The organism is Armatimonadota bacterium, from assembly GCA_013359125.1.
Classification (GTDB): Bacteria; Armatimonadota; Fimbriimonadia; order Fimbriimonadales; family GBS-DC; genus JABWCR01.
In genome coordinates this window covers 14,269-36,911 of record JABWCR010000009.1, presented here as the reverse complement: position 1 = coordinate 36,911, position 22,643 = coordinate 14,269, and the positions used below count along the sequence as shown (strand labels likewise).

At 59.2% G+C, this 22,643-nt stretch carries 19 protein-coding genes and 3 tRNA genes; 10 read left to right on the top strand and 12 right to left on the bottom strand.

The features are described from left to right. Positions 1–12 precede the first annotated feature (12 nt). Positions 13–555, bottom strand: coding sequence for a DUF177 domain-containing protein (locus HUU60_05945; GenBank protein ID NUL82249.1), 543 nt, complete (start codon positions 553–555; stop codon positions 13–15). 234 nt (positions 556–789) lie between these two features. Between HUU60_05945 and HUU60_05940 the strand changes: the two genes are divergently transcribed. Both HUU60_05940 and HUU60_05935 read left to right on the top strand, forming a co-directional pair. Then, positions 790–4,290 carry an Ig-like domain repeat protein gene (locus HUU60_05940; protein ID NUL82248.1) on the top strand — a complete coding sequence of 1,167 codons (3,501 nt, stop codon included), beginning with the start codon at positions 790–792 and terminating at the stop codon, positions 4,288–4,290. Between the two features lie 88 nt (positions 4,291–4,378). Then, positions 4,379–5,224 carry an alpha/beta fold hydrolase gene (locus HUU60_05935; protein ID NUL82247.1) on the top strand — a complete coding sequence of 282 codons (846 nt, stop codon included), beginning with the start codon at positions 4,379–4,381 and terminating at the stop codon, positions 5,222–5,224. 2 nt (positions 5,225–5,226) lie between these two features. Here the strand turns inward: HUU60_05935 and HUU60_05930 are convergent, their stop codons facing one another. The 3 genes from HUU60_05930 to HUU60_05920 are packed head-to-tail and all read right to left on the bottom strand — an operon-like array spanning position 5,227 to position 9,057. After that, complete coding sequence (locus HUU60_05930; GenBank protein ID NUL82246.1) at positions 5,227–6,009, bottom strand: prepilin-type N-terminal cleavage/methylation domain-containing protein; 783 nt, start codon at positions 6,007–6,009, stop codon at positions 5,227–5,229. Further along, positions 6,009–8,051 carry an alpha-glucosidase C-terminal domain-containing protein gene (locus HUU60_05925; protein NUL82245.1) on the bottom strand — a complete coding sequence of 681 codons (2,043 nt, stop codon included), beginning with the start codon at positions 8,049–8,051 and terminating at the stop codon, positions 6,009–6,011. The genes HUU60_05930 and HUU60_05925 overlap by 1 nt, the downstream gene beginning before the upstream one ends. Before the next feature lies 1 nt (position 8,052). Further along, a complete protein-coding gene (locus HUU60_05920; protein NUL82244.1) occupies positions 8,053–9,057 on the bottom strand; it encodes a LacI family DNA-binding transcriptional regulator in 1,005 nt (334 codons plus the stop codon). 128 nt (positions 9,058–9,185) lie between these two features. On the opposite strand from HUU60_05920, the gene HUU60_05915 reads away from it, so the two are divergent. Then, complete coding sequence (locus HUU60_05915; protein NUL82243.1) at positions 9,186–9,386, top strand: hypothetical protein; 201 nt, start codon at positions 9,186–9,188, stop codon at positions 9,384–9,386. 7 nt (positions 9,387–9,393) lie between these two features. Here HUU60_05915 and HUU60_05910 read toward each other — a convergent pair. The 7 genes from HUU60_05910 to HUU60_05880 all read right to left on the bottom strand — a co-directional run bounded on the left by HUU60_05910 (position 9,394) and on the right by HUU60_05880 (position 14,052). Then, a tRNA-Ser gene (locus HUU60_05910) sits at positions 9,394–9,481 on the bottom strand. A gap of 76 nt (positions 9,482–9,557) precedes the next feature. Then, positions 9,558–9,633 (bottom strand) — tRNA-Arg (locus tag HUU60_05905). Positions 9,634–9,648: 15 nt separating this feature from the next. After that, positions 9,649–9,724 (bottom strand) — tRNA-Arg (locus tag HUU60_05900). 26 nt (positions 9,725–9,750) lie between these two features. Next, positions 9,751–10,164 carry a hypothetical protein gene (locus HUU60_05895; protein ID NUL82242.1) on the bottom strand — a complete coding sequence of 138 codons (414 nt, stop codon included), beginning with the start codon at positions 10,162–10,164 and terminating at the stop codon, positions 9,751–9,753. 127 nt (positions 10,165–10,291) lie between these two features. Continuing rightward, positions 10,292–12,283 (bottom strand): peptide transporter, encoded by a 1,992-nt coding sequence (locus HUU60_05890; GenBank protein NUL82241.1) that lies wholly within the window; start codon positions 12,281–12,283, stop codon positions 10,292–10,294. Positions 12,284–12,303: 20 nt separating this feature from the next. After that, positions 12,304–13,227, bottom strand: coding sequence for a carbohydrate kinase family protein (locus HUU60_05885; protein NUL82240.1), 924 nt, complete (start codon positions 13,225–13,227; stop codon positions 12,304–12,306). After that, complete coding sequence (locus HUU60_05880; protein NUL82239.1) at positions 13,228–14,052, bottom strand: SUMF1/EgtB/PvdO family nonheme iron enzyme; 825 nt, start codon at positions 14,050–14,052, stop codon at positions 13,228–13,230. On the opposite strand from HUU60_05880, the gene HUU60_05875 reads away from it, so the two are divergent. Genes HUU60_05875 through HUU60_05865 form a run of 3 tightly spaced genes read left to right on the top strand, consistent with a single transcriptional unit; the run spans position 14,051 to position 16,891 of the window. Next, entirely contained in the window at positions 14,051–14,956 is a 906-nt protein-coding gene (locus HUU60_05875; protein ID NUL82238.1) for an FAD:protein FMN transferase, read from the top strand. The two genes, HUU60_05880 and HUU60_05875, sit on opposite strands and share 2 nt — an antisense overlap. A gap of 10 nt (positions 14,957–14,966) precedes the next feature. Continuing rightward, complete coding sequence (locus HUU60_05870; protein NUL82237.1) at positions 14,967–15,941, top strand: Gfo/Idh/MocA family oxidoreductase; 975 nt, start codon at positions 14,967–14,969, stop codon at positions 15,939–15,941. Positions 15,942–15,943: 2 nt separating this feature from the next. Further along, positions 15,944–16,891 carry an aldo/keto reductase gene (locus HUU60_05865; GenBank protein ID NUL82236.1) on the top strand — a complete coding sequence of 316 codons (948 nt, stop codon included), beginning with the start codon at positions 15,944–15,946 and terminating at the stop codon, positions 16,889–16,891. Here the strand turns inward: HUU60_05865 and dacB are convergent. Further along, the gene (gene dacB, locus HUU60_05860; protein ID NUL82235.1) at positions 16,862–18,259 is read right to left on the bottom strand and encodes a D-alanyl-D-alanine carboxypeptidase/D-alanyl-D-alanine-endopeptidase; all 1,398 of its coding nucleotides are present in this window, start codon (positions 18,257–18,259) and stop codon (positions 16,862–16,864) included. The genes HUU60_05865 and dacB overlap by 30 nt on opposite strands. Positions 18,260–18,320: 61 nt before the next feature. Here dacB and HUU60_05855 point away from each other — a divergent pair, with 61 nt between their 5' ends. The 4 genes from HUU60_05855 to HUU60_05840 are packed head-to-tail and all read left to right on the top strand — an operon-like array spanning position 18,321 to position 22,481. Next, a complete protein-coding gene (locus HUU60_05855) occupies positions 18,321–19,193 on the top strand; it encodes a DMT family transporter (protein ID NUL82234.1) in 873 nt (290 codons plus the stop codon). A 21-nt stretch (positions 19,194–19,214) separates the two neighbouring features. After that, positions 19,215–20,303, top strand: a complete 1,089-nt coding sequence (locus HUU60_05850) for an NDP-sugar synthase (GenBank protein NUL82233.1) — start codon at positions 19,215–19,217, stop codon at positions 20,301–20,303. Between the two features lie 15 nt (positions 20,304–20,318). Then, positions 20,319–21,437, top strand: a complete 1,119-nt coding sequence (locus HUU60_05845) for a DegT/DnrJ/EryC1/StrS family aminotransferase (GenBank protein NUL82232.1) — start codon at positions 20,319–20,321, stop codon at positions 21,435–21,437. Then, a complete protein-coding gene (locus HUU60_05840) occupies positions 21,438–22,481 on the top strand; it encodes an NDP-sugar synthase (protein ID NUL82231.1) in 1,044 nt (347 codons plus the stop codon). Positions 22,482–22,643 lie beyond the last annotated feature (162 nt).

The window sequence follows — 22,643 nt, the reverse complement described above, 5'->3', positions numbered from 1 at the left end:
TCTCCAGTATGACTACGGGTTGTCTTGCTGCCAGATTTCGGCCAACTGCGCAAAGGCCGTGTTTTTCGGTTCGGGCGGGCATTTGCACGCCTCGTTGTTCAAGTTCGCGCCACAATGATGGCACAAGCCTTTGCAATCCTCCTTGCACAACGGGTGCATCGGGACTTGCAAGAGCAAATACTGCCTCAGAAGTTCTTCGGCCAGCAGAACGTTGCCTTCGAAGATTGGGAACGGATCGTCGTCCTCGATTTGGGCGAATCCCTGCGAGTTCACCCCTGCCGGAATGCCTTTGACATGATAATCCTCCTCGAACTGAAAGGCGATCGGATGCTTAAACCGGCCTGTACAGAGTGCGCATTCGAGCCAAATCGCGCATTGAAAGGCGGCCTCGATGCGGAGGATGCTCCCGCCCGAAATTGCGGTCAACTTGCCCGTCAGCGGCTCCGCCATAGGGGGAGATTCCTCTCGATCCAGGGTAAGGGTCAGCTCCCATTCGACGGGTCTGCCCGGACGCTGGACGACATCGTTCAGATTGATCTTCAAAGGAGCGCGCATAGGTCTTTCTGCCTCTCTTTAGCAGGGGTCGTATGATACCCGATAGTTTTTTGGGCAGGAATCGGGAAGAATAGGTGTATACTTGTAGGTACGGGTTGCCCCGCAGGCGGCTCGCGGGCGCATTTGAAAGAATGAGCCATCGCTTGGGCGAAGCCATGACGCTTTTCGCAAAGGCCGAGGCCAAGGAATCATTACGAAGGGGCAGATGCTCCTTAAGGCTAAAAAGGAGGCAGCATGAAACCACGCACGCTCCGCGCCGCTGCTATGGCGGTAGCGGTTCTTGTCGTTTGCTCAGGCGTTTATGCTCAAAACTATCCGCAGAACCCTGGGCCGCACAGGGGCGAAGTTACTTACCCCTATTTCCCAGATGGAAAGGGCGCTTCGGGGCACACCTTCCAACGGTTGCCCAAGTTCTTTACCAACTATCCGACTAACCCGAAGGGCGAAGAAGCCGATCCTGGCCAGATCGTGCAAGAGGGCCCGATGCCTATCGATCTTGGCGTCGATGGGGCTAGCATCGCCGCTCCGCGCCAATTCCGAACGTGGGAAGGCATTCGACGATTTGACCAAGCTAGCGGCAGCCAGTACATCCCGCCCGATCCGCACGTTGCGGTCGGCCCGACTCGTGTGATGACTGCGGTCAACGACCACATCAACATTTATGATAAAGATGGCAACGCCATCGCCGACTTCGATTCCAATACCTTTTTCGGATTGGGCGACTTGGTCTTCGACCCCAAGGTTGCATACGATCCTTGGAGAGGACGATACATCGTGCTGTTCCTTCGCACGAACGCGTCGACATCGTTCACCAGACTTCTCATCGCGGTTACCCGTGCGGGCGAACTGCCCACGGCGAACACCGGCGACTGGTGGATCTACAACTTCGACATGGGCAACTGGGGCGGCAATTCGCTCAATACTTGGGCGGACTATCCTCAGTTGGGCTTCGACGACAACGCAATCTATGTTACGACTCGCTGCTTTGCGACTGCTAGCGGAGGCCTGGACACGGGCCGTTTCACGATCCTGAACAAAGATCAGATCTATAACGGATTGGGCGCCGGGCGCTACGACTACTGGAACATGAGCAGCAACGGCTCCTTCGATTACTACATCATGCCGACCATGATGTGGAGCGTGGCAGCCACCCACTATAGCTACATCACCAAGCACAATGCGGCGACCAATAGCCTGACCACGCGTCGAATAACGTGGCCGACCGGGGCGACTTGGGCCGATCAATGGGCTAACGGGCCCAATCTGGCGGCCGAGGTGGACACGATCGCGTCGTATACCAATCCGCCCAATGCGCCGCAGCCCGGATTGCAGGCGCTGGACACGATCGACACGCGATTGCTCAGCGGCACGCACTCCAACAACATCTCGTATCTGACGTTCAACGAGCGATTTGATTATGGCGGCGGCAACATCCAATCCGTCGTCAGACTGTTGATCGTCAATCCAAGCTCGGGCAATACGGCGGTCAACCACGACACTCGCTTGGGCGCGAGCACGGCCAGTTACTTCTATCCGGGCGGCGCCAACACGACCGACGGCGACTTTATTCTGTCGTTCGCCTATTCGGGGACGGGCACCAACGTCCAGATGCGGCGAGTGGGCGTGCGAAGCGGCGCGGCGGCCAACGATGGCAGCGCCACCGTGCGCAGTAGCACCGTTAACTACCAAGTGCTGGATACCTTCGGCAGAAATCGCTGGGGCGACTATTTTGGCGCGGCTCGCGATCCGTTCGACAACCGCACCGTTTGGCTCTTCGGTCAGTACGCGGTCAGCCAGACCAACTGGGGCACTTTCGTCGCCGAGACGAACTACAAGGATCGTACCACCACGACCGTAGATGCAAAGGCGGGCGTCATTGGACAGACCATCTCGCTCACCTGCACGGTCAACAACATCGATACGCCAGGCGCAGCATCGGGCATGACCGTCGAGTTCTTTGTGAACAACGTCTCGGCAGGAACAGCGACCACCAACGCATCCGGCATCGCGACACGAAGCTACACGATCCCAGAGTCCTTGGGAGTGGGCAGTCGCACTATCCGATGCGAGACGGCCAACTCAACGTCCTTGAACGGTTCGACCGGAACCAACACGCTGACCGTCAGCAAGTCGAATACGAGTTTGACGGGCGCCAATGTGGCCGGCTCGTTTGGGCAAGACGTGAACTTGGTGGCCACATTGCGCCGAACTTCGGACAACGACTTGCTCTCTGGCAAGACGATCCGTTTCTTGCGCAGCGGCGTGCTGTTGGGCACCGCGGTTACCAACGCCAGCGGCGTCGCCACGTGGGTTCAGGAGGTTCTGGACACATGGACCGTCGGCGCAAACACGATCACGCTGGAGTTCCAGGGCGATGCGCTGTACAACGCTGACACCGGCAGTCTGACGCTGACCGCCAACAAGGCGAACACGTCCGTTACAGCGAATAACGTAGCCGGTCAATATGGCCAGACGGTCAATTTGACGGCCACGCTGCGACGAACGACCGACAACGCCACATTGGCCGGCAGGACGATCAACTTCACGGTGGCGGGCGCCAACGCCGGATCGGCTGTAACGAATGGTTCAGGCGTAGCGACTCGAACGTACACCATTCCGGAATCGCTCCCGCTGGGCGCCAACACGATCAACGCAGCGTTCGCTGGCGATACGCACTACAATGCGAGCAACGCCAACAGCACGCTGACAGCCCAGCAAGCGCCGACCAGCACCTCGCCGGACAATACAGGCGGGCAGATTGGTTCGACCGTGCCGTTGACGGCGACCTTGCTCCGTACCACCGACAACGCGCCGCTGGCAGGACGCACCGTGAGCTTCACTGTGAACGGCGCCAACGCCGGATCGGGCGTTACGGACGGCACAGGCGAGGCAACGGTCAGCTACGTCATCCCCGAACTGGCAGTCGGCAACTATCCGATCGTCGCATCGTTTGCCGGCGAGGCCAAGCATGCCGCTTCTAACGGCAATGCCAACCTTCGCGTGCTGGCCGCCGATACGACCGTAACCGTTAGCAACGTCAACGGTCGTCGCGGCGCTACCGTGAACCTTACGGCAACGCTCAGGAACGCCAACAATACGGCGGTTCTGTCGGGCAAGACGCTAACGTTCTTTGTGGGCGGCGTCAACGTGGGCAACGCGGTTACCAACGCCAGCGGTGTGGCAACTCGGTCTTACGTCATTCCGACGGGCCTTGCTCTGGGCGCTCATACGATCAACGTTCAGTTCGCTGGAGACGCCATGTACAATCCCAGCAACGGCAACGGAACGCTGAACGTGCTTCGCGTGAGACTGGTCGGTACCGTCGATTGCCAAGACTACTCGCTGAACGAGGCTGGTCTGACGGCAGTGCTGACGGTCCGCCAAGGCGGGGGCTCTCAGGTCATCAACGTCGTGCTGGGCGCAAACGGAACGTACTCGACCGAGACCGACCTGGCCGGCGCCAACGCAACGATCAGCGCGGTGATCCAGAGCGGCACGTGGCTGCGACAGCGGCAAAACGTGGCCAATCTGGCAAGCACCGTAACGACTAACTTCAGCCTGATCAATGGCGACGTCAACGGCAACGGCATCATTGACGACGCAGATCTTGCGACAGTGTTGGCCAACTTTGGTTTGGCGGTCGCAATCGGCGACGTGAATGGCGACGGCGTGGTAGACGACAGCGACTTGGCCGTGGTTCTGACGAACTTTGGCTTAGTCAGCGACCCGTCGTAAAGCAGTAACCTTGAGGCGCGAGAGAAACTTCTCTCGCGCCTCAAACCCTTCAAGCAGGAAATCAGACTGTTCTTCAGAAGTACCAACCATGAAAACTCTCTTTGCCCTCGTTGCGATCATCGCTATCGGCTGGGCGCAGCCAAAGTGGGACGACCTCAAGAACGCCTACCAGTACGATCCGAAGACCGACCTGAAAGTCGAAGTCAGCGATAAGGACGATTCAGAGGCCTTTCATCAGCACATAGCATTCACCAATGCAAAGGGCGAGAAGGTTGCCGGCCTCTTCCTGAGGCCAAAAGGCGACCTCAAATATCCCTGCGTGCTGCTCCTGCACGGCCTTACCAGCCGCAAAGAGATGATGATCAACATGTACGGACGTCGTCTGGTGCGCTCCGGCTTTGCGGTCCTGGCTCTCGATGCGCCCAACCATGGCGAACGGCAGAGCGGCTCGCGAGCTTTGGGCGTTGCGGCGATGGGCGACATGATTCAGGGCGGCGTACTGGACTATCGACAGGCGCTGGAATACCTCAAGTCGCGCAAGGATGTGGACAACGACCGTATCGGCCTATTGGGCTACAGCATGGGCGCCATGATGGGCGCGATCCTAGCCGGAGTAGACGATAGAGTCAAGGCCAGCGTCTTGTGCGTGGGCGGCGATGTGGTTCAAAGTATGATCGCGACCTTGCCAGAGGAACTGCGCGCCCGCGCTCAGTTCGTCAGCCCGGCTAACTATGTCGGACGCATTTCGCCCCGCCCGGTCCTCTTCATCAACGGCAAGAACGACAATGTGGTGAACGAAGCGGCGGCCAAACGGCTGCACGAGGCCGCCAAGGAGCCCAAGGAGATCGTCTGGGCCGATGCCGCCCATATCTTGGGAGAGACCGACAACAAGAAGGCGATCGATTGGCTGGTCGACAAACTGGGACGCAAGTAGCCTTACTGCACGCTCGCGGCACCATCGGTCGTGCCCCACAGATACCATTCGACCAGTTGCCCGCTCCACTGCACGCTGCGCGGATAGAGCGCTTGGAAGCGATACCACTTAGCATGGCCGTCCACGTGCACCGTAACCGAACCCTCGTTGTGCCGACCCCGAAAGGTTAAACCCCAAAATCGAGCGTATGGCCACTCGAAAAACGCGTTGGGAAAGTCGATAAACGCGATCGCTTTGCCCGGATCGGTGATCTTGCCCGCGTCGATAGAGAATCCCGGCTGGGCGCTCTGCGCTCGACCCGGACAGGGCGCATGACGATCGGTCTGCAGATAGGCCCACAGCCGCTCGTTATTGCGGTAATCCATGGGCGGATAGATGTCGCGATAGTAGCCGTCTCGACCAACCCGCGATGTGCCAAGACCGATGCAACCGTCCTCAGGCGGGGTCAGATAGTCCGCAGCGCCGTTGTCCCGCTGCGCATACTGCATAGAACCCTGATCGTAAGGCGAGGTCGGGCACTTAAAAATACCGTAGTTCTTGATATACGGCATCAGCCGCGCCCCAATGATGTAGCTTTCTGGCCAAACGTAAACCGGAAGCAGGCTCTCGTAATCGCTGGCGTACATCGCAAGCGACGTGCCCAACTGACGCAAGTTGCTGACGCATTGGGTCTGTCGCGCCTTCTCTCTCGCCTGGGCAAAAACGGGAAAGAGTATCGCCGCCAGGATCGCGATAATCGCAATCACGACTAACAGCTCGATGAGGGTAAAGCCTTTTCGCTTCATCAGTGTCTCCTTGGGTTCGGCGACGCTTTTTGGAACAGCCAGACGCCGCCGCTCAGTTCCGGCAGCTCAATGATAGTTGCGCCGCCCGCGCGCTCGATCTTAGTTGCCGGGTCAAGCGCGAACCGGCCTTTGGAACTTCCGAAAGGCTCGGGCAGCGCCACTTTCGTCGGCTTGTCGCCGTTGTTGACGACGACCAAAGCGGTCTCGTTGCCATGTTCCCGAACATAAGCGATCGCGGAATCGTCCGTATAAACCGTTCGCCAATCGCCGCGCCGCAGCGCGATCGACGACTTCCTAATAGCGATCATGCCCTTCACCTGTTCGAAGAGCCGCTTCTGTTGGGCGTTGGGGTTTAGTTCCAACAGTTTTCGATTGTCCGGCGTGGCGCCGCCCGTCATGCCGATCTCATCGCCATAGTAAAGCGCAGGCGCGCCGGGCGAGGTCATCTGGATCAAATGCCCCAGCGCCGCCTTGCGAAAATCCCCGCCGCACTCGGTCATAAATCGCGGCGTGTCGTGGCTGCCCAGCATGTTGTACATCGCATAAACGACCGGCTTCGGATAGTTGGTCAGGCTCCACTTGATTCGCTGGTCGAACTGCGCCGGGCCGATGCGGCGATGCGCCACAAAATCCAGCACCGCGCCCCGCCAAGGATAGTTCATCACCGAATCGAACATGTCGCCCTGCAGCCAATGGCTGGCGTCGTTCCAAATCTCGCCAATAATCACGGCGTCGCGGTTGACAGCCTTGACGCGCTTGCGGAACTCGATCCAAAAGTGGTCGGGCACTTCGTTCGCCACGTCTAACCGCCATCCGCTCAGCCCGGCGCTCTTGGTCCAATGCAAAATCGCATCGAACAGATGCTCTTGGGCCGCCTTATTGGCCAAATTGAGCTTGGGCATATACTCAATGCCCCACCAGCCTTCGTAATTGGGCGGATTCTTGACCGCCACCGGCCATTGCTTGACGTGAAACCAATCCTTGTAGGCCGAATCGTGCTGTTTGGCCAGCAGATCTTTGAAGGCAGAGAACTCGATGCCGACATGGTTGAACACGCCGTCCAATACCACGCGCATCTTGCGCGACTTAGCCTGCTGTAGGAAGCGACGGAACGCCTCCTCCCCGCCCAACTGCCGATCGATCCGTCGGTAATCGTCCGTGTCGTACTTATGATGCGTTACCGATTGAAAAATAGGCGTAAAGTAGAGCGTTGTAACGCCTAAGTCGCTTAAATAGCCTAAACGCTCTGTAACGCCTTGAAAGTCGCCGCCCAAGAACTCGTCGGTGCGGCCGGTAAAGTCGATCGGCGAGCGGTTCTTACCGTCGTTCGACGGGTCGCCGTTGACAAACCGCTCCGGCATAATCTGATAGAAGACAGCGTCTTGAACCCAATCGGGCACAACAATCCGCTTGGCTTTTGCCGGATCGAAGTCGTACGGGCCGATCTCTTGCGCAACCGCGCCGTCTTTGAAAACGATCTTGTAAGTCGATCGGCCTTGAGGCAATCGCGCTCGATAATACTCGAAAATGCTGTCCTCGGATGCCAGATCGGCCTTGATCAGCGTCGTCTTGTCGCCCGTAGCAATCGAAAAAGAGACGCTCTCCACATCGCCCTTGCGAGCGCGCGCCGCAACGTCCGCGCTTTTTCCGTCCGAAGCGACGTACTTAAAGAGCGCCGGGTCGTGCAGGAGCCCCGCGCGGGTGATGTGCCCGTCGCCCCTCTTTGCGCTGGCCGGAGCGCCGCCAGGATCGATCCACAGCAGCGAATTCTTGTTGCCAAACCCGTCGTCGATCTCAGGCGCTTTGGGGTCGGTGTGCCACTGATCGCCGTCCACCACAAACTTGTATTGATAAGCGCCGGTCGGCAGCGCTATCGTCGCTGTCCAAGCGCGACCCTCCGTACGAGCCATGGGGTTCTTGCGAAATTCCCAGTTGTTAAACGTGCCCGCGACGAAAACTTCCTTCGCGCTGGCTGGCGCGACGAACTCAAATCGGTGGCCGCCTTGCAGAATCAGCGTCAGGCCGAGAATGATTGAAAGCATCTTAGGCGGAGGCGCGCCGGATCAATCGAGCGGGCACGATGCGTCGTGTTGGCAAAACGGGTCGCTCTTCAATGGCATCGGTCAGCATCTCGATCGCTTGGCGAGCCAGCTCGTTGATGTCCACTGCGACAGAGGTCAAGGGCGGATCGGTAAATTGGCAGATCGCCGAATCGTTAAAGCCGATCACGGCCACGTCTTCGGGGCACTTTAGGCCCCGCTCCTTAATTGCGCGCAATGCTCCCATGGCTAAGAGGTCGTCGAGGGCGAGGACAGCGGTCGGTCTGGCTTCCAAGAGTTCCAGCATGGCGCGATGCCCGCTCTCCTCGGTAAAGTCGGTGTAGGCCACTAGTTGGGGATCAAAATCGATGCCGCGCGCCGCCAGCCCCTGTTGATAGCCGTGCAATCGGTCGGCCGTAACGTTCACGTCGCGCGGGCCGCCGATATAAGCGATGCGGTGGCGTTTGTTCGAGATCAGATAGTCGGTGGCCATCTTGGCCGCGCCCGCATTGTCGTTGTCCACCGAAAGCACGGAAGGATCGCGGTCGTAGCTTCCGATCAGCACAAAAGGGAAGCCTTGCGCGTTCAACTGGGCGATCCGGTCGTCCTCGGTCTCCGGCTCCACCAGTATCAGACCGTCCACTCGTCGGGTCCGCAGCAATTCGTCGTAGATAGCACGGCGCGATTGCAGCTCTCGGCTGGCGTCCACGCAAAGATGGTGTCCCCGAGCGCCCCCGTGCTCCAATATAGCGGCGGCAAGCGCGCTAAAGAAGGGATCGGCGGCCAGTTCTCTGGGCGCGCGATGCATGACGAGGCCGATCAACTGGCTTCGCTGGGATCGCAACGACTGCGCCCGGGCGTTGGGCACATAGTTGACGGTCTCGATGGCGACGAGCACCCGTGCGCGCAGTTCGGGATTGACCTGCGGGTCGTTGTTGAGCACTCGCGAGACGGTTGCCTGCGAGACTTTGGCCATTTTGGCGATGGTCAATTGGTTCAATTCGGCCATGATTTAGAATACGTATTCTGACCGAGAGTATAACACGTTTTGTTCCCAATGTCAAGCCTGGCAGGAATGTGGGGTTTTGCGGCGATGCGCGGCGCGCGAACGGCCTTTTGCAAAAATGTAGCACAATTTTGAATACGAATAACCCCCTGCCGAGCGTTGGCTTGCGCGCCCAGGCCGCCACCCTCAGAAGCCTGGCCAACACCGCCCGAATCTTGGCGAAGAATCCTCATCTTTTGCAACTTCGCTTGGTGCGCGCGCTGTCCGAATCGCCCAACGCTACCATCATGCTGAGCGCCGATCCGAACGCTCGCCCAGTTAAGCCCAATTAGAGAACAGTGGCGGAGAGGGTGGGATTCGAACCCACGGAGGCTTTCACCTCACCGCATTTCGAGTGCGGCGCACTAGACCACTATGCGACCTCTCCGCTGGGCGCAAGATTTTACCCGAAAGTGTAGGCTCGAAACGTAGAAGCACGCCAACGTTTGATGCGGAGGAAGAACTGGCGCCCTCGGAGGGAATCGAACCCCCGACGCCCGCCTTAGGACGGCGGCGCTCTGTCCACTGAGCTACGAGGGCCGGGCAATGGCAATCTGGCGCGCTCGGAGGGATTTGAACCCACGACCTCAAGGTCCGCAACCTTGCGCTCTATCCCCTGAGCTACGAGCGCGCTCTGCAAACCCAATAATACCCCAACTAAGGGCGCTTGTCGATCGAAGCCGGATCGACATCGACCGGACCGGCATAATTGGGATTCTCAAAATAAGGCGGAACCGAGGCCGTTGTGCCGAACACCTCCGGCCCGTTTACCTGCAAGAACAGTCCTAAATAGATGCCCGCATATCCAAACGCCGCCACCCGTGCCAATTTTCGCACAGAGATCGGCCGATGACGACGACCCCATTCGATGATCACCAATGGGCCGATCACCAGCACCCCTTTGACGGCAATAAAGGCCAGCGCGCTGTGCTCTAGATAGAACTTCATGATCGGGTTGCCTTCCTCCGCCATGCCCTTCTGAAGAAAAACCAGGGTCGTCAGCAAATCTGCCGCGCACAGCAGAAGAATAACCCACGATTCGATGCACAAGAAACCCAATGCCCTTCTCATTCGCCCCACCTCTACCGCTCTTCCTGTCGGTATCCTTTCATTCCACGCCGTCAATTAGGACTTAATACGGGATTGTTGGCAACCCTAGCGGCAGAGATTAGGCTTGAAGCGAAGTTGACAAAAAACTTTAGAAAGGCAGGGAAGAAACCGACTTGGCCACCAGCGCCAGCGAGATGGCCAGCATGGCTGCCAATCCCGCGCCGCAGGCATAGCCCGCCAGAAGGATCGGCGCATACTTCGACCAAGTTTCCAGTCCATACCGTCGGGCAAAGAACCGCCGGCCAACGAACGCCCCGATCAGCTGGGGCAGAATCATGTGCGGCAAGTGTCCCACGCCGCCCGCAAAGCCATAGAAGAACATCAGGGGCAGCTTCATCAGGCCGAACAGCCCGTAGAGCGCGAGGCCCGCGCCAAAACCGGCCAATATGCGCTTAGGTTCCAGCGCGTTCAGCAGCCAATCCTGCGCTGCGCTCTCGGGGCGGTTGATCTGCTTCCAAACCGCCTCCATCTGGGCATGGTAAGGCCAGAACTTTTGAGCATAGGGGAACTGCGTGCTGGGGATCTGCGAGGTCTTCCAGAAGAACGCCCAAAAGACAAAACTGGCGACCGGAAGCACGAACAGCATCGCGACCTCGGCTTTCAAAATGCTGGAGAACTTGGTGCCGGTCAGCTCCACCTCGCGAAATCGCTGCGCCACCTGCCCGTGGTCGTATAGAGGCAACGGCGCGTACCACACGTCGGCCCGCTGGTATCGGCTGGTGATGACGGCCGCCTCCTTAAGATAGGGGAAGGCGACTGGGCGTCCGGTAAGCCCGAACATCCGTGCCGAGATGTAGCTATTGAGCGGGCTCCAGACTAGGGCGAACACCGCGACGATCCAGGTGGGAAATTCGGGCACCAGTGCCCGGCAGATGGCGATGTAGGCGAGCGCCGAGGCGATCCAGACGACTATGGGCAGCCACAACGGCGGATCGCCGCGTCCGGCGGGCGGCTTGCCAAACTTCCTGCCTGTGCGCTCGGCGCGAGAGGCGCGCACGGCCTTGATCGCCATCCATAGACCTAACGCAGCGACCGAAAGTTGAACGCCGACGCCGACCGCCAGCCAGAAGTCCATGCTGGCCGTAAGATGCGTCTGGAGCGCGGGGAAACCCTCCTTCCAATGAGAAAGGGCCCCTAAATGATAGAGAATCGGATTGCCCAGCACCGTCGTCAATACGCTGCCCAAAGCCGCGCCGACCACAATGGGCACAGGCAGCACAAACCCGATCATCAGATTGCCCAAGTCGGTTGAAAAGCCTAGCGCCGCTGCAGGCAGGATCGATTCGGTGGTCGTCGTCATGTCCCACCAGGGGATCGGCAAAATGCGCACCGCCTCGCCCAGCGTTGCGCCGGATACAACAGGAACGGCGATGTAAACAAGACCAAAAATCATTCCTACCACTGCGCCGGAAGAGAAAACGCCCCACCGCCAGCTTTCGCCTTTGTGCCCGGCCTCGGCCAACGCCAGCGCTCCGCTTGCCGCCACAGGCGCCATGGGGAACGGCAGCCGCTCGACATCCGAAGTCATGCGGAACATTAGGTAGCCCAGGCTCATCCAGCTGGCTCGGCCTAAGACTTCCATAACGGCCAACAGCGCTATTGGCAGCCACCAGTCGCCGTGCAACAGGTTTCGTTGGGTGATTGCGTCCGATGTGGGATGTGGAATGGCCCAGCGCGGAATCTCCTCGACGATAGGCGCAGCGGGGGCGGATTGGGCAAAAAACTGATCCCAAATCTTGTAGGCCAACGGCCCGCCTGCCAAACCTCTATCGGCCAATACAGCCGCCGTTAGCGCCGCAGCCATGTAGAACAGCACGTAGATCTCTTGCCGCTTGAGAGGCTGATACGACCGCCGCATCACCTCGGCAAAGAGCACGATCGTAACCCACTCGGCGGCCGCGGCAATGCCCATGCCCGCCACCAAGCCCAGATAGATGCCGCCCGGCAGCATCACAAAGGCGATAAAGAGAAGACCGACAAAGGTTCGCAGAGTAAAGCCGTCTTCGAACTGGGGCGCCTCATCGGCGGATGTTTCCTCGGCGCGCTTGCGCGCGGCTTCCAGTTCAGGGTTGGCTGCCATGGCGAAAGGGGTTGGAAGCCCTATTCGCCCTGTGCCGCCTCGTTCCCTGCAGAAACCATAAAAGCGCGGATTTTGGATTCCGACGGAATCCCGGCATAGGCGCCCAGTTCTGCGGCGTTGAGCGCGGCTGCCGCTGCCCCAAACTTGAAGGCTGCCGGCAACGATTCGCCGCAGAGCCAATGCGCAAAGATGTAGCCGGCTCTAAAGGCGTCGCCGCTGCCTGTGGTATCGATCACTTTGGGCGCGACATAGGCCGTTTGGTAGATCGGGCGATACATCAAATCTTCGATCCAGACATAGCCGTGCTCTCCCGCGGTGATCACGGTCGTCGCCCCAAACCGGGCATGGAGTTGTGCCGCGGCTTCCATCAAATGAGGCGGATCGGGCGGCAACGAGAGATGTTCGTATGAGGTTTGTAGGACCGTCGCCCTTTTCGCGGCCTCTTCTATGCGATGAAAATCCATCGCGACGATGGGCAGTCCTTTCTCCGACGCCTGCAACACGGCGCGAGTCGCCGCTTCTCGAGCATTGGGCTCCGCGGTGAACAGTTTCGCGTCCAGAGCCTCAGATGGCACATCGGGCGACGACATCGCGCGGAATCCTTGGCCGAACATGGCGCGGCGACCGTCCGGCGCAACATAACAATCGCAAACGGGGGTTTGGGCGTCCGGTCGAACCTTTACGAAGCGCAAATCGAGATTGGGAGCATCTCGGACAACGCCTTCGAGCAAGGCTCTGCCGCTCTCGTCGTCCCCAATATCGTTGCCGACCAGCGCCGCGCGAGCGCCCCACCGAGAGAGCGCCACAGCCGTATTCAGCGCCTCTCCGCCAGGGGCCAAGACTTCTTCAAGAATATCGACGTAGCCGCCGTCTAAAGGGAGCCGATCGACCGAGCGCATTCGATCCAGGCAAACCGTGCCATAGACGCAGACGTCAAAAGCCATCTACGGTTCGCAAATAATGCGGAAGCCGCAGAACGGTCCGTCGGAGTACCACCACTTGCTCTTGGGGTTCTGCGGATCGGTCGATTGCCAAGACTTCTCGAATCGCTGGCCGTAGACGATGTTCAGTTGTTCGGCGTCGCTCAGATACGATCCGCCTTTCAAGATGCCGACGCCTTCTTCGTCCGTGCACCACTCGCCCGCGTTGCCAAACATGTCGTAAAGCCCCCACTTGTTCGGCTCCTTCTTGCCCGCCAGATGCGTCTTATCGTCCGAGTTCTCCCAGTACCAGGCGATCTTTTTCAGTTCGCTCGGCTCGAACGGCTTTCTGGACGGCGGCGCTCCCGCAATGGCGGCGTACATCCACTCGTGTTCGCTGGGCAGTCGGTACTTCTTACCCGTCTTGCGCGATAGCCAGCGGCAAAACATGTCGGCGGCAAAGTGGCTCATGCTGATGGCTGGGTAGCCTTGGTGCCCAAATCCCCGGTCGGGCGCTCCGTAAGGCTTGCTGGGGCGAGTTACCGCGTCGACTCCCTGAATGCGCTCTTCCTCTGTTTGGTCGAGCCGATACGCCCAGATGTCGAACACGTCCCAAAGCAGCTCGAACTTAGCCATGTAAAAGGGCTTGATGCTGATCTCGCGCTCTTTGGTTGGAGAATCGGGATCGGGAACGATCAGTTTGCCGCCCGGTATCGGAACCATCTCGATGCGGACGAGCGTGCCTTGAATAGACTCGGTGTAAGGCTTCATGGCGGGCGGTTCGCCTTGGGCGCAGGCCGGTAGAGATAAGGCAAGCAGTAGAATCAGGGGCAGGGTTCGTAAAATCATGTCGCTAATCTTCTCAAGGTGTTCGCACGACTCTTTGACGGCTATGGGGCTGCGTCGGTTCGAGTATACCCAGGTTCATATGGGCGGCGCGGCTCGGATCGTGCTTTTTTGCGGCGACAGAAGGCTGGCGGAAAGCGCCGCCCGCGCGGCTTTTGGACGAATCGCCGAGATCGAACAGGTCTGCAGCGACTATCGGCGAGATAGCGAGGTTGTGCGTTTGTGCGACCGAGCCGGGGAAGGTTGGATAGCGATCAGCCGCGACCTGTACCGAGTTTTAGAAGTCGGTCAGCGCATTGCCCAGGCCAGCAACGGCGCCTTTGACATAACGTTAGGGCCCTTGGTCGCTCTGTGGCGCAGAATGCGGCAGACGGGACAGATGGCGACCGAAGCCGATCTTGCCGCCGCAAAATCGTTGAAGGGGTGGCAAAAGCTGCGCTTGCGTCCAGGCTTTGCAATGCTCGAGACTCCAGGGATGCGAATCGATTTGGGCGGAATTGCGAAAGGATTTGCGTGCGACGAAGCGCTGATGGCGCTCCGCCGCCACGGATTCGATCGAGCCATGATCGAGATGGGAGGCGACCTGAGATTCGGCTGCGCGCCGCCGTTCGAACCGGGCTGGAAGGTAAGAGCCGGGTCTGGACGCTCTTTGCGCATGGATAGCTGCGGCTTATCGACTTCGGGCGATTCGGAACAGTTCGTGGAGATTGGCGGCCAAAGGTTCGCGCACATACTCGACCCTCGCACCGGCTTGGGGCTGTCTCGCCCGGTTCAGGCCACGGTAGAGGCTCTATCGGGTCTGTTCTCCGATCCTATCGCGACTGCAGTCTGCGTGCTGGGCAAGTCGCGCGGCGCATCTCTCGCCCGGCGTTTTTCTGCGAAGATGATAGAGTTTAGAGGGGGGTAAACTCCAGCCTATGACCAATTGGGGCATCTTGGCCTGCGGAAACATCGCTCGCAAGTTCGCGCAGGGCCTTGTCTTCGCACCGAACGCCAAACTTCTCGCCGTCGCCTCGCGATCTCAAGAGAAGGCCGATGCGTTCGGAGCCGAATTCGGCGTCGAACGGCTTTACGGAAGCTACCAAGACTTGGCAACCGACCCAGACATCGATATCGTCTACATCGCATCGCCCCATACCGGCCACTGCGAACATGCGATCTTGTGCTTGGACTCCGGGAAAGGCGTGCTGTGCGAAAAACCGCTGGCCATCAACGCCCAGCAGGTCGAGCGCATGATCGCCGCCGCCCAACGGAACGAGCGATTTCTAATGGAAGCCATGTGGACGCGCTTTCTCCCCATGATGAATCAGGTTCGCGCCTGGCTGGACGAAGGCGCGATAGGCCCGTTGCAGGCGCTTTACGCAGATTTTGGGTTTCGAGCAGGGTTCAACCCCGAAGGCCGTCTGTTCAATCTTGATCTTGGCGGCGGATCGATATTAGACGTGGGAATCTATCCGCTCGCGTTGGCCGTGCAACTGTTCGGCGAACCCAATCGGGTGCAAGCCATAGCCAATCTATCGCCCACCGGGTCGGACGAGATCGCCCTGTTCAACCTCGGATTTCCCGGCGGCGCCATGGCCAGCCTCTCTTCGGCCATCCGCGCCACGACGCCCATGGAGGCGACGATCGTCGGCGAAAACGGCCTGATTCGACTGCACAGACCCTTCTGGAAAGCGACTCTGCTGACCATCGAAGTTCAGGGCAAAGACGCCGTAACGACGGCGCGACCGTTCGAGAGCACGGGCTATCAGTACGAGGCCACGGCCGCCATGGAGGCCATGGAACAAGGGTTGTTGGAACATCCTCTGATGCCATGGGGCGATAGCCTAATCCTCGCTCGAACGATGGACGAGATTCGCAACCAGATCGGCGTGCGCTATCCGGGGGAGTAGTCTTGATCTACGGCCAAATCTCCGGGATCGACAAACCTGTTTCGCGGCTTGTGCAGGGCACAGTGATGATCAACAGCGCGGAGAAGGAGCAGGGCTTTCGCCTGCTCGATGCGATCTTTGAACAAGGCTGTACCGCGTTCGACACGGCGCACGTTTACGGCAACGGCGACAACGAGCGCACGGTCGGCGAATGGATACGGACGCGCAATATCCGAGACCAAGTCGTTGTCCTTGGCAAAGGCGCGCACCCCATGCATGGACGCAACCGAGTAACGCCCGAAGACATTCGATCCGACATCTCCGAATCGCTGGAGAGGTTCGGCTTCGACAAGATCGACCTCTATCTGCTCCATCGAGACGATCCATCCGTGCCTATCGATGAAATCGTGGGCGCCTTAGACGACGAGAAACGAGCGGGCCGGATCGATGCCTATGGCGGATCAAACTGGACTCATCAGCGCATCCAATCTGCGAAAGAGTATGCCGAACAAAAGGGCAAGACCCCGTTCGCTGCCTCCAGCCCGCACTTTAGCCTGGCCAAACAGGTCAAACCGCCTTGGGAAGGCTGCGTTACCATCACGGGCGACGCAGAGGCCCAGGAGTTCTACCGTGCCAACCAGATGCCGCTGTTCGCCTGGTCCAGCCTGGCGGGCGGCTTCTTCTCAGGCAGATTCCGACGCGACAACCTCGCAGAATTTGACGGCTACTTGGATAAGCTCTGCGTCGATTCGTACTGCGTCGAGGAGAACTTTCAGATTCTCGACCGGGTTCAAGAGGTTGCTCGCGAACGAGGGCTGACTGCGGCTCAGATCGCGCTCGCATGGGCGTTCGCCCAAGGTTTCAATCTCTTTGCGCTGGTCGGTTGCAGCGCGCCCGAGGAGTTTCGGGAGAACGCAAAGGCCCTCCAATTAGCGGATGCGCTACAGCCTTTCATACAGCAGCTCGATTAGCTGATCCTGGAGCTGACGAGCCTGAGAGGCTGGCGCATCGAAGTGATTCATCATGATCGACACGATATACCGCTTCCCGCTCTTGGCCGTCAGATAGCCCGACACCGCGCTCGTCCGGAACAGCGTGCCCGTCTTTGCCAAAAACTTGCCCTTGACGGGCGAATTGGCCAATCGATTGCGCAACGTCCCATCGACCCCAATGATCGGCAGCGAATCCTCGAACGCCTGACGATGCGGCGAGGACTGCATGTGCTTCAGCAAGATATAGAGCGCTTCCGGGCTGATGGCGTTCACTCCAGACAGGCCGCTGCCGTCCTGAAGCATCACTGAACCGGCAGGCGCTCCAATCTCCGTCAAGAACGACCTGACGTAGTTCAACCCGGCGCTCGTGCTGCCAGAGCCGCCCTTCTCGCGACCGATCGTCTTGATCAGGGCCTCGGCGATCAGGTTGTCGCTCGGTTTGTTCAGTTCGCGCACAATAACGCTCATTGGCGGCGACCGATGTTCGGCGATGGCGCTCCCCTTTGCCGATGGCGCCAACGCCGCGACCGGTCTTGCAGGAATCTCGATCCCAGCGTCTCGCAATAGCATTGCCATGATAGAAGCCGCATAGAAAGAGGGGTCTTCAACCGACAACCGAACGCTAACCGCATCTGCACCAAGCGGGATCGACCCCTTGACCTCGAACACGTTCTGCGCTCTTATCCGCGTTATCGATAAGGAGTTGCGCGAACCGCGAGCGCTCGTTACCGCTAAGTTTCGTACGACCAGGCTCGGGCCCCCGTTCGAAATGGTGATCTTGGGCGGTTCGCCTACAGCCGTCGCTTCGGCTCGAACCGTAACCACGTTCCGATCCAGTATCAACGCGCTGATCTGCGGTTGGTAGGCGTACATCTCGTCGTCGATATCCCATCCAAATCCGTACCGCTCTGCGTCAAAGAAACCATCGTCGTAGGTCAGAAAGCCGGAAACCTTCCGCAAGCCCGACGCATAGGCTTGTTCGGCCATCTTCTTAAGGTCTTCCGCAACCAGCGTCGGGTCGCCGCCGCCAACTAAGACCAAATCGCCCTTGAGTTCGCCATTTATCAATTCGCCGTTAGCGATCAGCTTCGTCGTGTATCGATACTCCGAACCCAGCGCCCGCAATGCCGCCGCCGATGTCGCCAGCTTCGTATTCGAAGCGGGCGTATGGACGTGCGCCGCATCGCGCTGATAGATGCGTTCGTCCGTATCCATTGCGACGACCAGAAGCCCGCAGCGACCGTGCTTGATCCAAGGCTGATCGATCTTCGCCTCAATCTCCTTGGCCAAATCTCCTTGGCTCCACGCGAAGGTCGACAATAGCAAGAACAGGGGGATGGCTTTCATGGGGTTTGATTTCGACGCGGAATGCCGAAATCTTGCCGCCCAAGCATCACAATAGAGCGCAATGCCGCCCGCCCTCATCCTCACCGCCGCCGTGCTTTCCGTTTCCACCGGCGCCGTCTTCTTTCGACTTTCCGAGGCGCCCGCTCTCGCCGCAGCCTTTTGGAGGCCCTGCATCGCGACGCTCTTCTTCCTCCCGTTCGCCCTTCGCGCCGCAAGAGGTATGAACCCTCGCCTATGGTTCATCGGCCTCCCCGGCGGATTCTTCCTTGCGGTGCACTTTGCCGCATGGATCGCATCTCTTGAATACACGACGGTGGCCGCCAGCGTCGTTTTGGTGACCACGACCCCTATCTGGACCGCGCTCATCGCGCCCAGAATCACCGGCGACCGCATCTCTTCTCGCGCTGCAATCGGTATCGCGATCGCCTTTGTCGGCGCGGTGATCGTGGGCTTGGGGGACTTTAGCGCGACGCCCCGCGCGCTACTGGGCAACGGCCTGGCCATAATCGGCGCTGTAACAGCCACGGGATACATGCTCGCGGGTCGCCTTCGCATCGGGTTAGTCCCCGTGCCCGTCTATCTGGTCTCGTTGTATGGCACGGCGGCTTTCTTTGGCGCCCTCTTCGCCGTCGCGTCGGGCGCCCCGCTAGTCGGCTATTCGGCCAACACGATGCTTTACTTAGGTTTGCTCGCGCTCTTCCCGCAGATCATCGGCCACTCTAGCTACAACCTCGCTCTGCGCACTCTTCCCGCCCAAACGGTTTCTGCCTGTCTCTTGGGCGAGCCGATTCTAAGCGCGCTTCTTGCATGGATTGTGCTCTCCGAACCGGTTACTGCCGTTACGTTCGTCGGCGGCGCGATCGTGCTGACCGGACTCTACTTCGCCGTTGTAGGGGCATTGCCCAAAACCGCCAAAATGAGTAGCGATGGGTAGAATCTTCAGTGAGCATCATCGATGAGAGGGGTCATTATTGCAGGCGGAATGGGCACGCGGTTGCGCCCCCTTACCCTCCGCCGCCCCAAACCGCTCATCCGAGTTGCCAATCGACCTTTTCTAGAGTACCAAGTCGCCCAACTGCGCGCTGCGGGCGCCGACGAAGTAGTATTTGCCACCAACTACATGGCAGAGGCGATCGAAGCCCATTTCGGCGACGGTTCTGCGTTTGACGTTCGAATGCGCTACGCCGTCGAAAGCGAGCCATTGGGCACTGCGGGCGCCATCCGCAACGCGGTCGAGGGGCTTCCGCCGGATCGGTGCATCGTCTTCAACGGCGATATCCTGACCGACTTCGACATCGGCGCGATTGCGAAGTCGCATCAAGAGCGAGGGGCCAAAGCCACGCTCACGCTCAAGAAGGTTCAGCGCCCGCACCCCTACGGCGTCATCTCGGTGGACGACGATTTCAAGGTTCTCAGTTTCGACGAACCGACCGATGAACAGAAGCGAGCCGCCGATCGTGGCGAAAAACAGCACGGCTTTGACTACATCAATGCGGGCATCTACATTCTCGAGCCCGATCTGATCGCGCAGATCCCGCTCAGAAAGTGCAGCATCGAACGCGAGTTCTACCCGCAGGCGCTCTCTCAAGGAGTCCTGATCGTCGGCTACCCGGGCGAAGGCTACTGGCTCGATATCGGCCGCCCGGCGCAATATGTCGCCGCCACCCGAGCGCTGCTCAGCAACGAGGTCAAAGCCGCTCTGTCTCCAGCGGGCCAGTTGGAAAACGGCGTCTGGCGCGGCAAAGATGAAACGATTGCGCCGGACGCCCGTATAGATACCGGTTGTTGCCTCGGCGACGGCTGCAAAATCGGCTCTGGCACGACCCTCGACAGGTATACTGTGCTCGGTTCGAACTGCCGAATCGGAACGAACTGTCGCCTCAGCGGAGCCATACTGGGCGACCGTGTCAAGGTTGCGGACGGATCGATATTGGAAAATTGCATTGTGGACGATGGATGCGCGATCGGAAAGCATACAACCGCTGCCAACGTCGTCCTGGCCGCAGACAGTCGCATCGAAGCTCATAGCGCCCTGGGTATCTAAGGAGGACGACCCGCCGTGCAAGTAAGAATGGTCGATCTGCAGCGCCAGCATCAACAATTGGCGCAAGAATTGGAATCGGTAGTCCTAGAAACGCTGCGCGGCGGATACTACGTAATGGGCCAGCGCCACGCTCAGTTCGAAAGCGAAATGGCCGACCTCTGCCAATCCAAACACGCCATCGGGGTCAATTCCGGCACAGATGCTATCAAGCTCGCCCTGCGGGCCATCGACATCGGACCCGGCGACGAGGTCATCACCACGCCGTTCACCTTCGTCGCCACCATCGAAGCCATCTGTCTTTTAGGCGCCCGACCCGTCTTCGTCGATATCGACCCAGAGACGTTCAACCTCGATCCAAACTTGATGGAAGCGGCCATCACCCCTCGCACCAAGGCGATCCTGCCGGTCGATCTCTATGGCCAGATCGCAGACATGAAGCGAATCAAAGAGATTTCCGACGCGCGCGGCCTGAAGGTCATAGAAGACGCCGCGCAATCCATTGGCGCGCTCCATCACGACCGGCCGATCGGCGCGTTTGCCCATGCCGCCACGCTCAGCTTTTTCCCCACCAAGAACCTTGGCGCAGCGGGCGACGGCGGAATGGTGGTAACCGACGACGACGAGATCGCCGACCGAATCAAGAGTCTGCGCGTTCACGGAACGGTCGGCGGCACCTACTACTACAACGACATCGGTTACACATCGCGCCTGGACGAGATTCAAGCCGCCATTCTAAGCGTGAAACTGGCCAAGCTGAAAGAATGGAACGAGCGAAGGCGCTATCACGCATCCCTCTATCGCACGCTCTTGGCCAACAGCGGCATCGCACTGCCTTATGTCGAACCGTTCAACTACCACATCTATCACCAGTTCACCATCCGACATCCTGATAGAGACGGCCTGAAAGATTGGCTCAAGGAGCGCGGCGTCGACAGCGCGGTCTACTATCCGGTGCCGCTGCACGTTCAAAACGCTTATCGCTCTCTGGGCTATCAGCCGGGCCAGTTCAAGCGATCCGAAGAAGCCGCCCTGCAAGTCCTTTCGCTCCCGATCCACGCGCAACTGACCGAAGATCAGATTACGTATGCGGCACAACAGATTCTGGAGTACGCTCCTTCGGGAGCGCTGGTCTAAATGAAGGCGATGCTGTTGGCCGCGGGCGTCGGTTCGCGGCTCGATCCCCTTACCCGCCAACTGCCCAAACCCATGGCGCCGGTCATCAACCGACCCGTCATGGAGCACCTGCTCAACCTCCTGAGACTCCACGGCTTTAGCGAGGTCATGGTCAATCTGCACTATATGGGCGGAATGATCAAAAACTACTTTGGCAACGGCTCCAAGTGGGGGGTCAAGATTCGCTACTCGTTAGAAGAGGAGCTTTGGGGAGACGCCGGCAGCGTCAAACGTTGCGAGGACTTCTTTGACGAGACCTTCATCGTTATCGGCGCGGACGATCTGACCGACCTCGACCTGACCAAACTGATGAAGTTTCATACCGAGAAGCGGGCCTTGGTTACCATCGCGCTTTCGTTGGTGGAAGACCCCTCAGAATACGGAATCGCCCTCCTGAACGAGAAGGGCCGTATCACTCGATTCTTAGAGAAGCCAAAAGGCGAGCTGATCTTCTCCAACTCCGCCAACATTGGCATGTACGTCTGCGAACCGGACATCTTTAACCTGATCCCTCGGGGAACGCCCTACGGCTATGGCAAGGACCTGCTGCCCCTGCTCGTCGAGCAGAAAAAGCCGCTGTACGGCTTCCTCACCTCCAGCTACTGGAAAGATGTCGGCAGCCTGCAAACCTATCGTCAGGCGCACCTGGATGCCATGCAGGGCAGGGTTCAAATGCAATTTCCTTACAAGGAGCGGCAAAAGTACGTTTGGGTCGGCGACAACGTCGAGATTGCGCCCGACGCGCACGTCGGCTATCCGGTCGTCATTGGGCACGGCGCCAAGATCATGTCGGGCGCTCGCGTCGAGGCCGACAGCGTGATCGGAGAAAATTGCGTTATCGAGAGCGGCGCCCACGTAGAAGAGAGCATCCTATGGGACAACGCCGTGGTGATGGAAGATACCAAACTAGTCAGATGCATCGTCGGCGAAGGCTGCCGAGTGAAATCGAATGTGGCTGTCTTTGACGGCGTGATCGTCGATCCTATCCGAAGAGACAAGAAGTAAAGGCCGACCCTCGCCCCTCTGCAGTCAGAGCATCGGGCCGACCAGAACAATCCGCTCGGCTCCGGCGGAGCGCAGAGCCATCAGCGCAGCCTGGACGCGCCTTCGCGCATCCGCCCCCGAGCGGCGCCGCCTCCGTCAAACCGCCTCTGACTCATTATACGA

Coding starts and splice junctions, on each gene's coding strand:
- HUU60_05945 (NUL82249.1), bottom strand. CDS start 555: ATGCGCGCTCCTTTGAAGATCAATCTGAACGATGTCGTCCAGCGTCCG.
- HUU60_05940 (NUL82248.1), top strand. CDS start 790: ATGAAACCACGCACGCTCCGCGCCGCTGCTATGGCGGTAGCGGTTCTT.
- HUU60_05935 (NUL82247.1), top strand. CDS start 4,379: ATGAAAACTCTCTTTGCCCTCGTTGCGATCATCGCTATCGGCTGGGCG.
- HUU60_05930 (NUL82246.1), bottom strand. CDS start 6,009: ATGAAGCGAAAAGGCTTTACCCTCATCGAGCTGTTAGTCGTGATTGCG.
- HUU60_05925 (NUL82245.1), bottom strand. CDS start 8,051: ATGCTTTCAATCATTCTCGGCCTGACGCTGATTCTGCAAGGCGGCCAC.
- HUU60_05920 (NUL82244.1), bottom strand. CDS start 9,057: ATGGCCGAATTGAACCAATTGACCATCGCCAAAATGGCCAAAGTCTCG.
- HUU60_05895 (NUL82242.1), bottom strand. CDS start 10,164: ATGAGAAGGGCATTGGGTTTCTTGTGCATCGAATCGTGGGTTATTCTT.
- HUU60_05890 (NUL82241.1), bottom strand. CDS start 12,283: ATGGCAGCCAACCCTGAACTGGAAGCCGCGCGCAAGCGCGCCGAGGAA.
- HUU60_05885 (NUL82240.1), bottom strand. CDS start 13,227: ATGGCTTTTGACGTCTGCGTCTATGGCACGGTTTGCCTGGATCGAATG.
- HUU60_05875 (NUL82238.1), top strand. CDS start 14,051: ATGTCGCTAATCTTCTCAAGGTGTTCGCACGACTCTTTGACGGCTATG.
- HUU60_05880 (NUL82239.1), bottom strand. CDS start 14,052: ATGATTTTACGAACCCTGCCCCTGATTCTACTGCTTGCCTTATCTCTA.
- HUU60_05870 (NUL82237.1), top strand. CDS start 14,967: ATGACCAATTGGGGCATCTTGGCCTGCGGAAACATCGCTCGCAAGTTC.
- dacB (NUL82235.1), bottom strand. CDS start 18,259: ATGAAAGCCATCCCCCTGTTCTTGCTATTGTCGACCTTCGCGTGGAGC.
- HUU60_05855 (NUL82234.1), top strand. CDS start 18,321: ATGCCGCCCGCCCTCATCCTCACCGCCGCCGTGCTTTCCGTTTCCACC.
- HUU60_05850 (NUL82233.1), top strand. CDS start 19,215: ATGAGAGGGGTCATTATTGCAGGCGGAATGGGCACGCGGTTGCGCCCC.
- HUU60_05840 (NUL82231.1), top strand. CDS start 21,438: ATGAAGGCGATGCTGTTGGCCGCGGGCGTCGGTTCGCGGCTCGATCCC.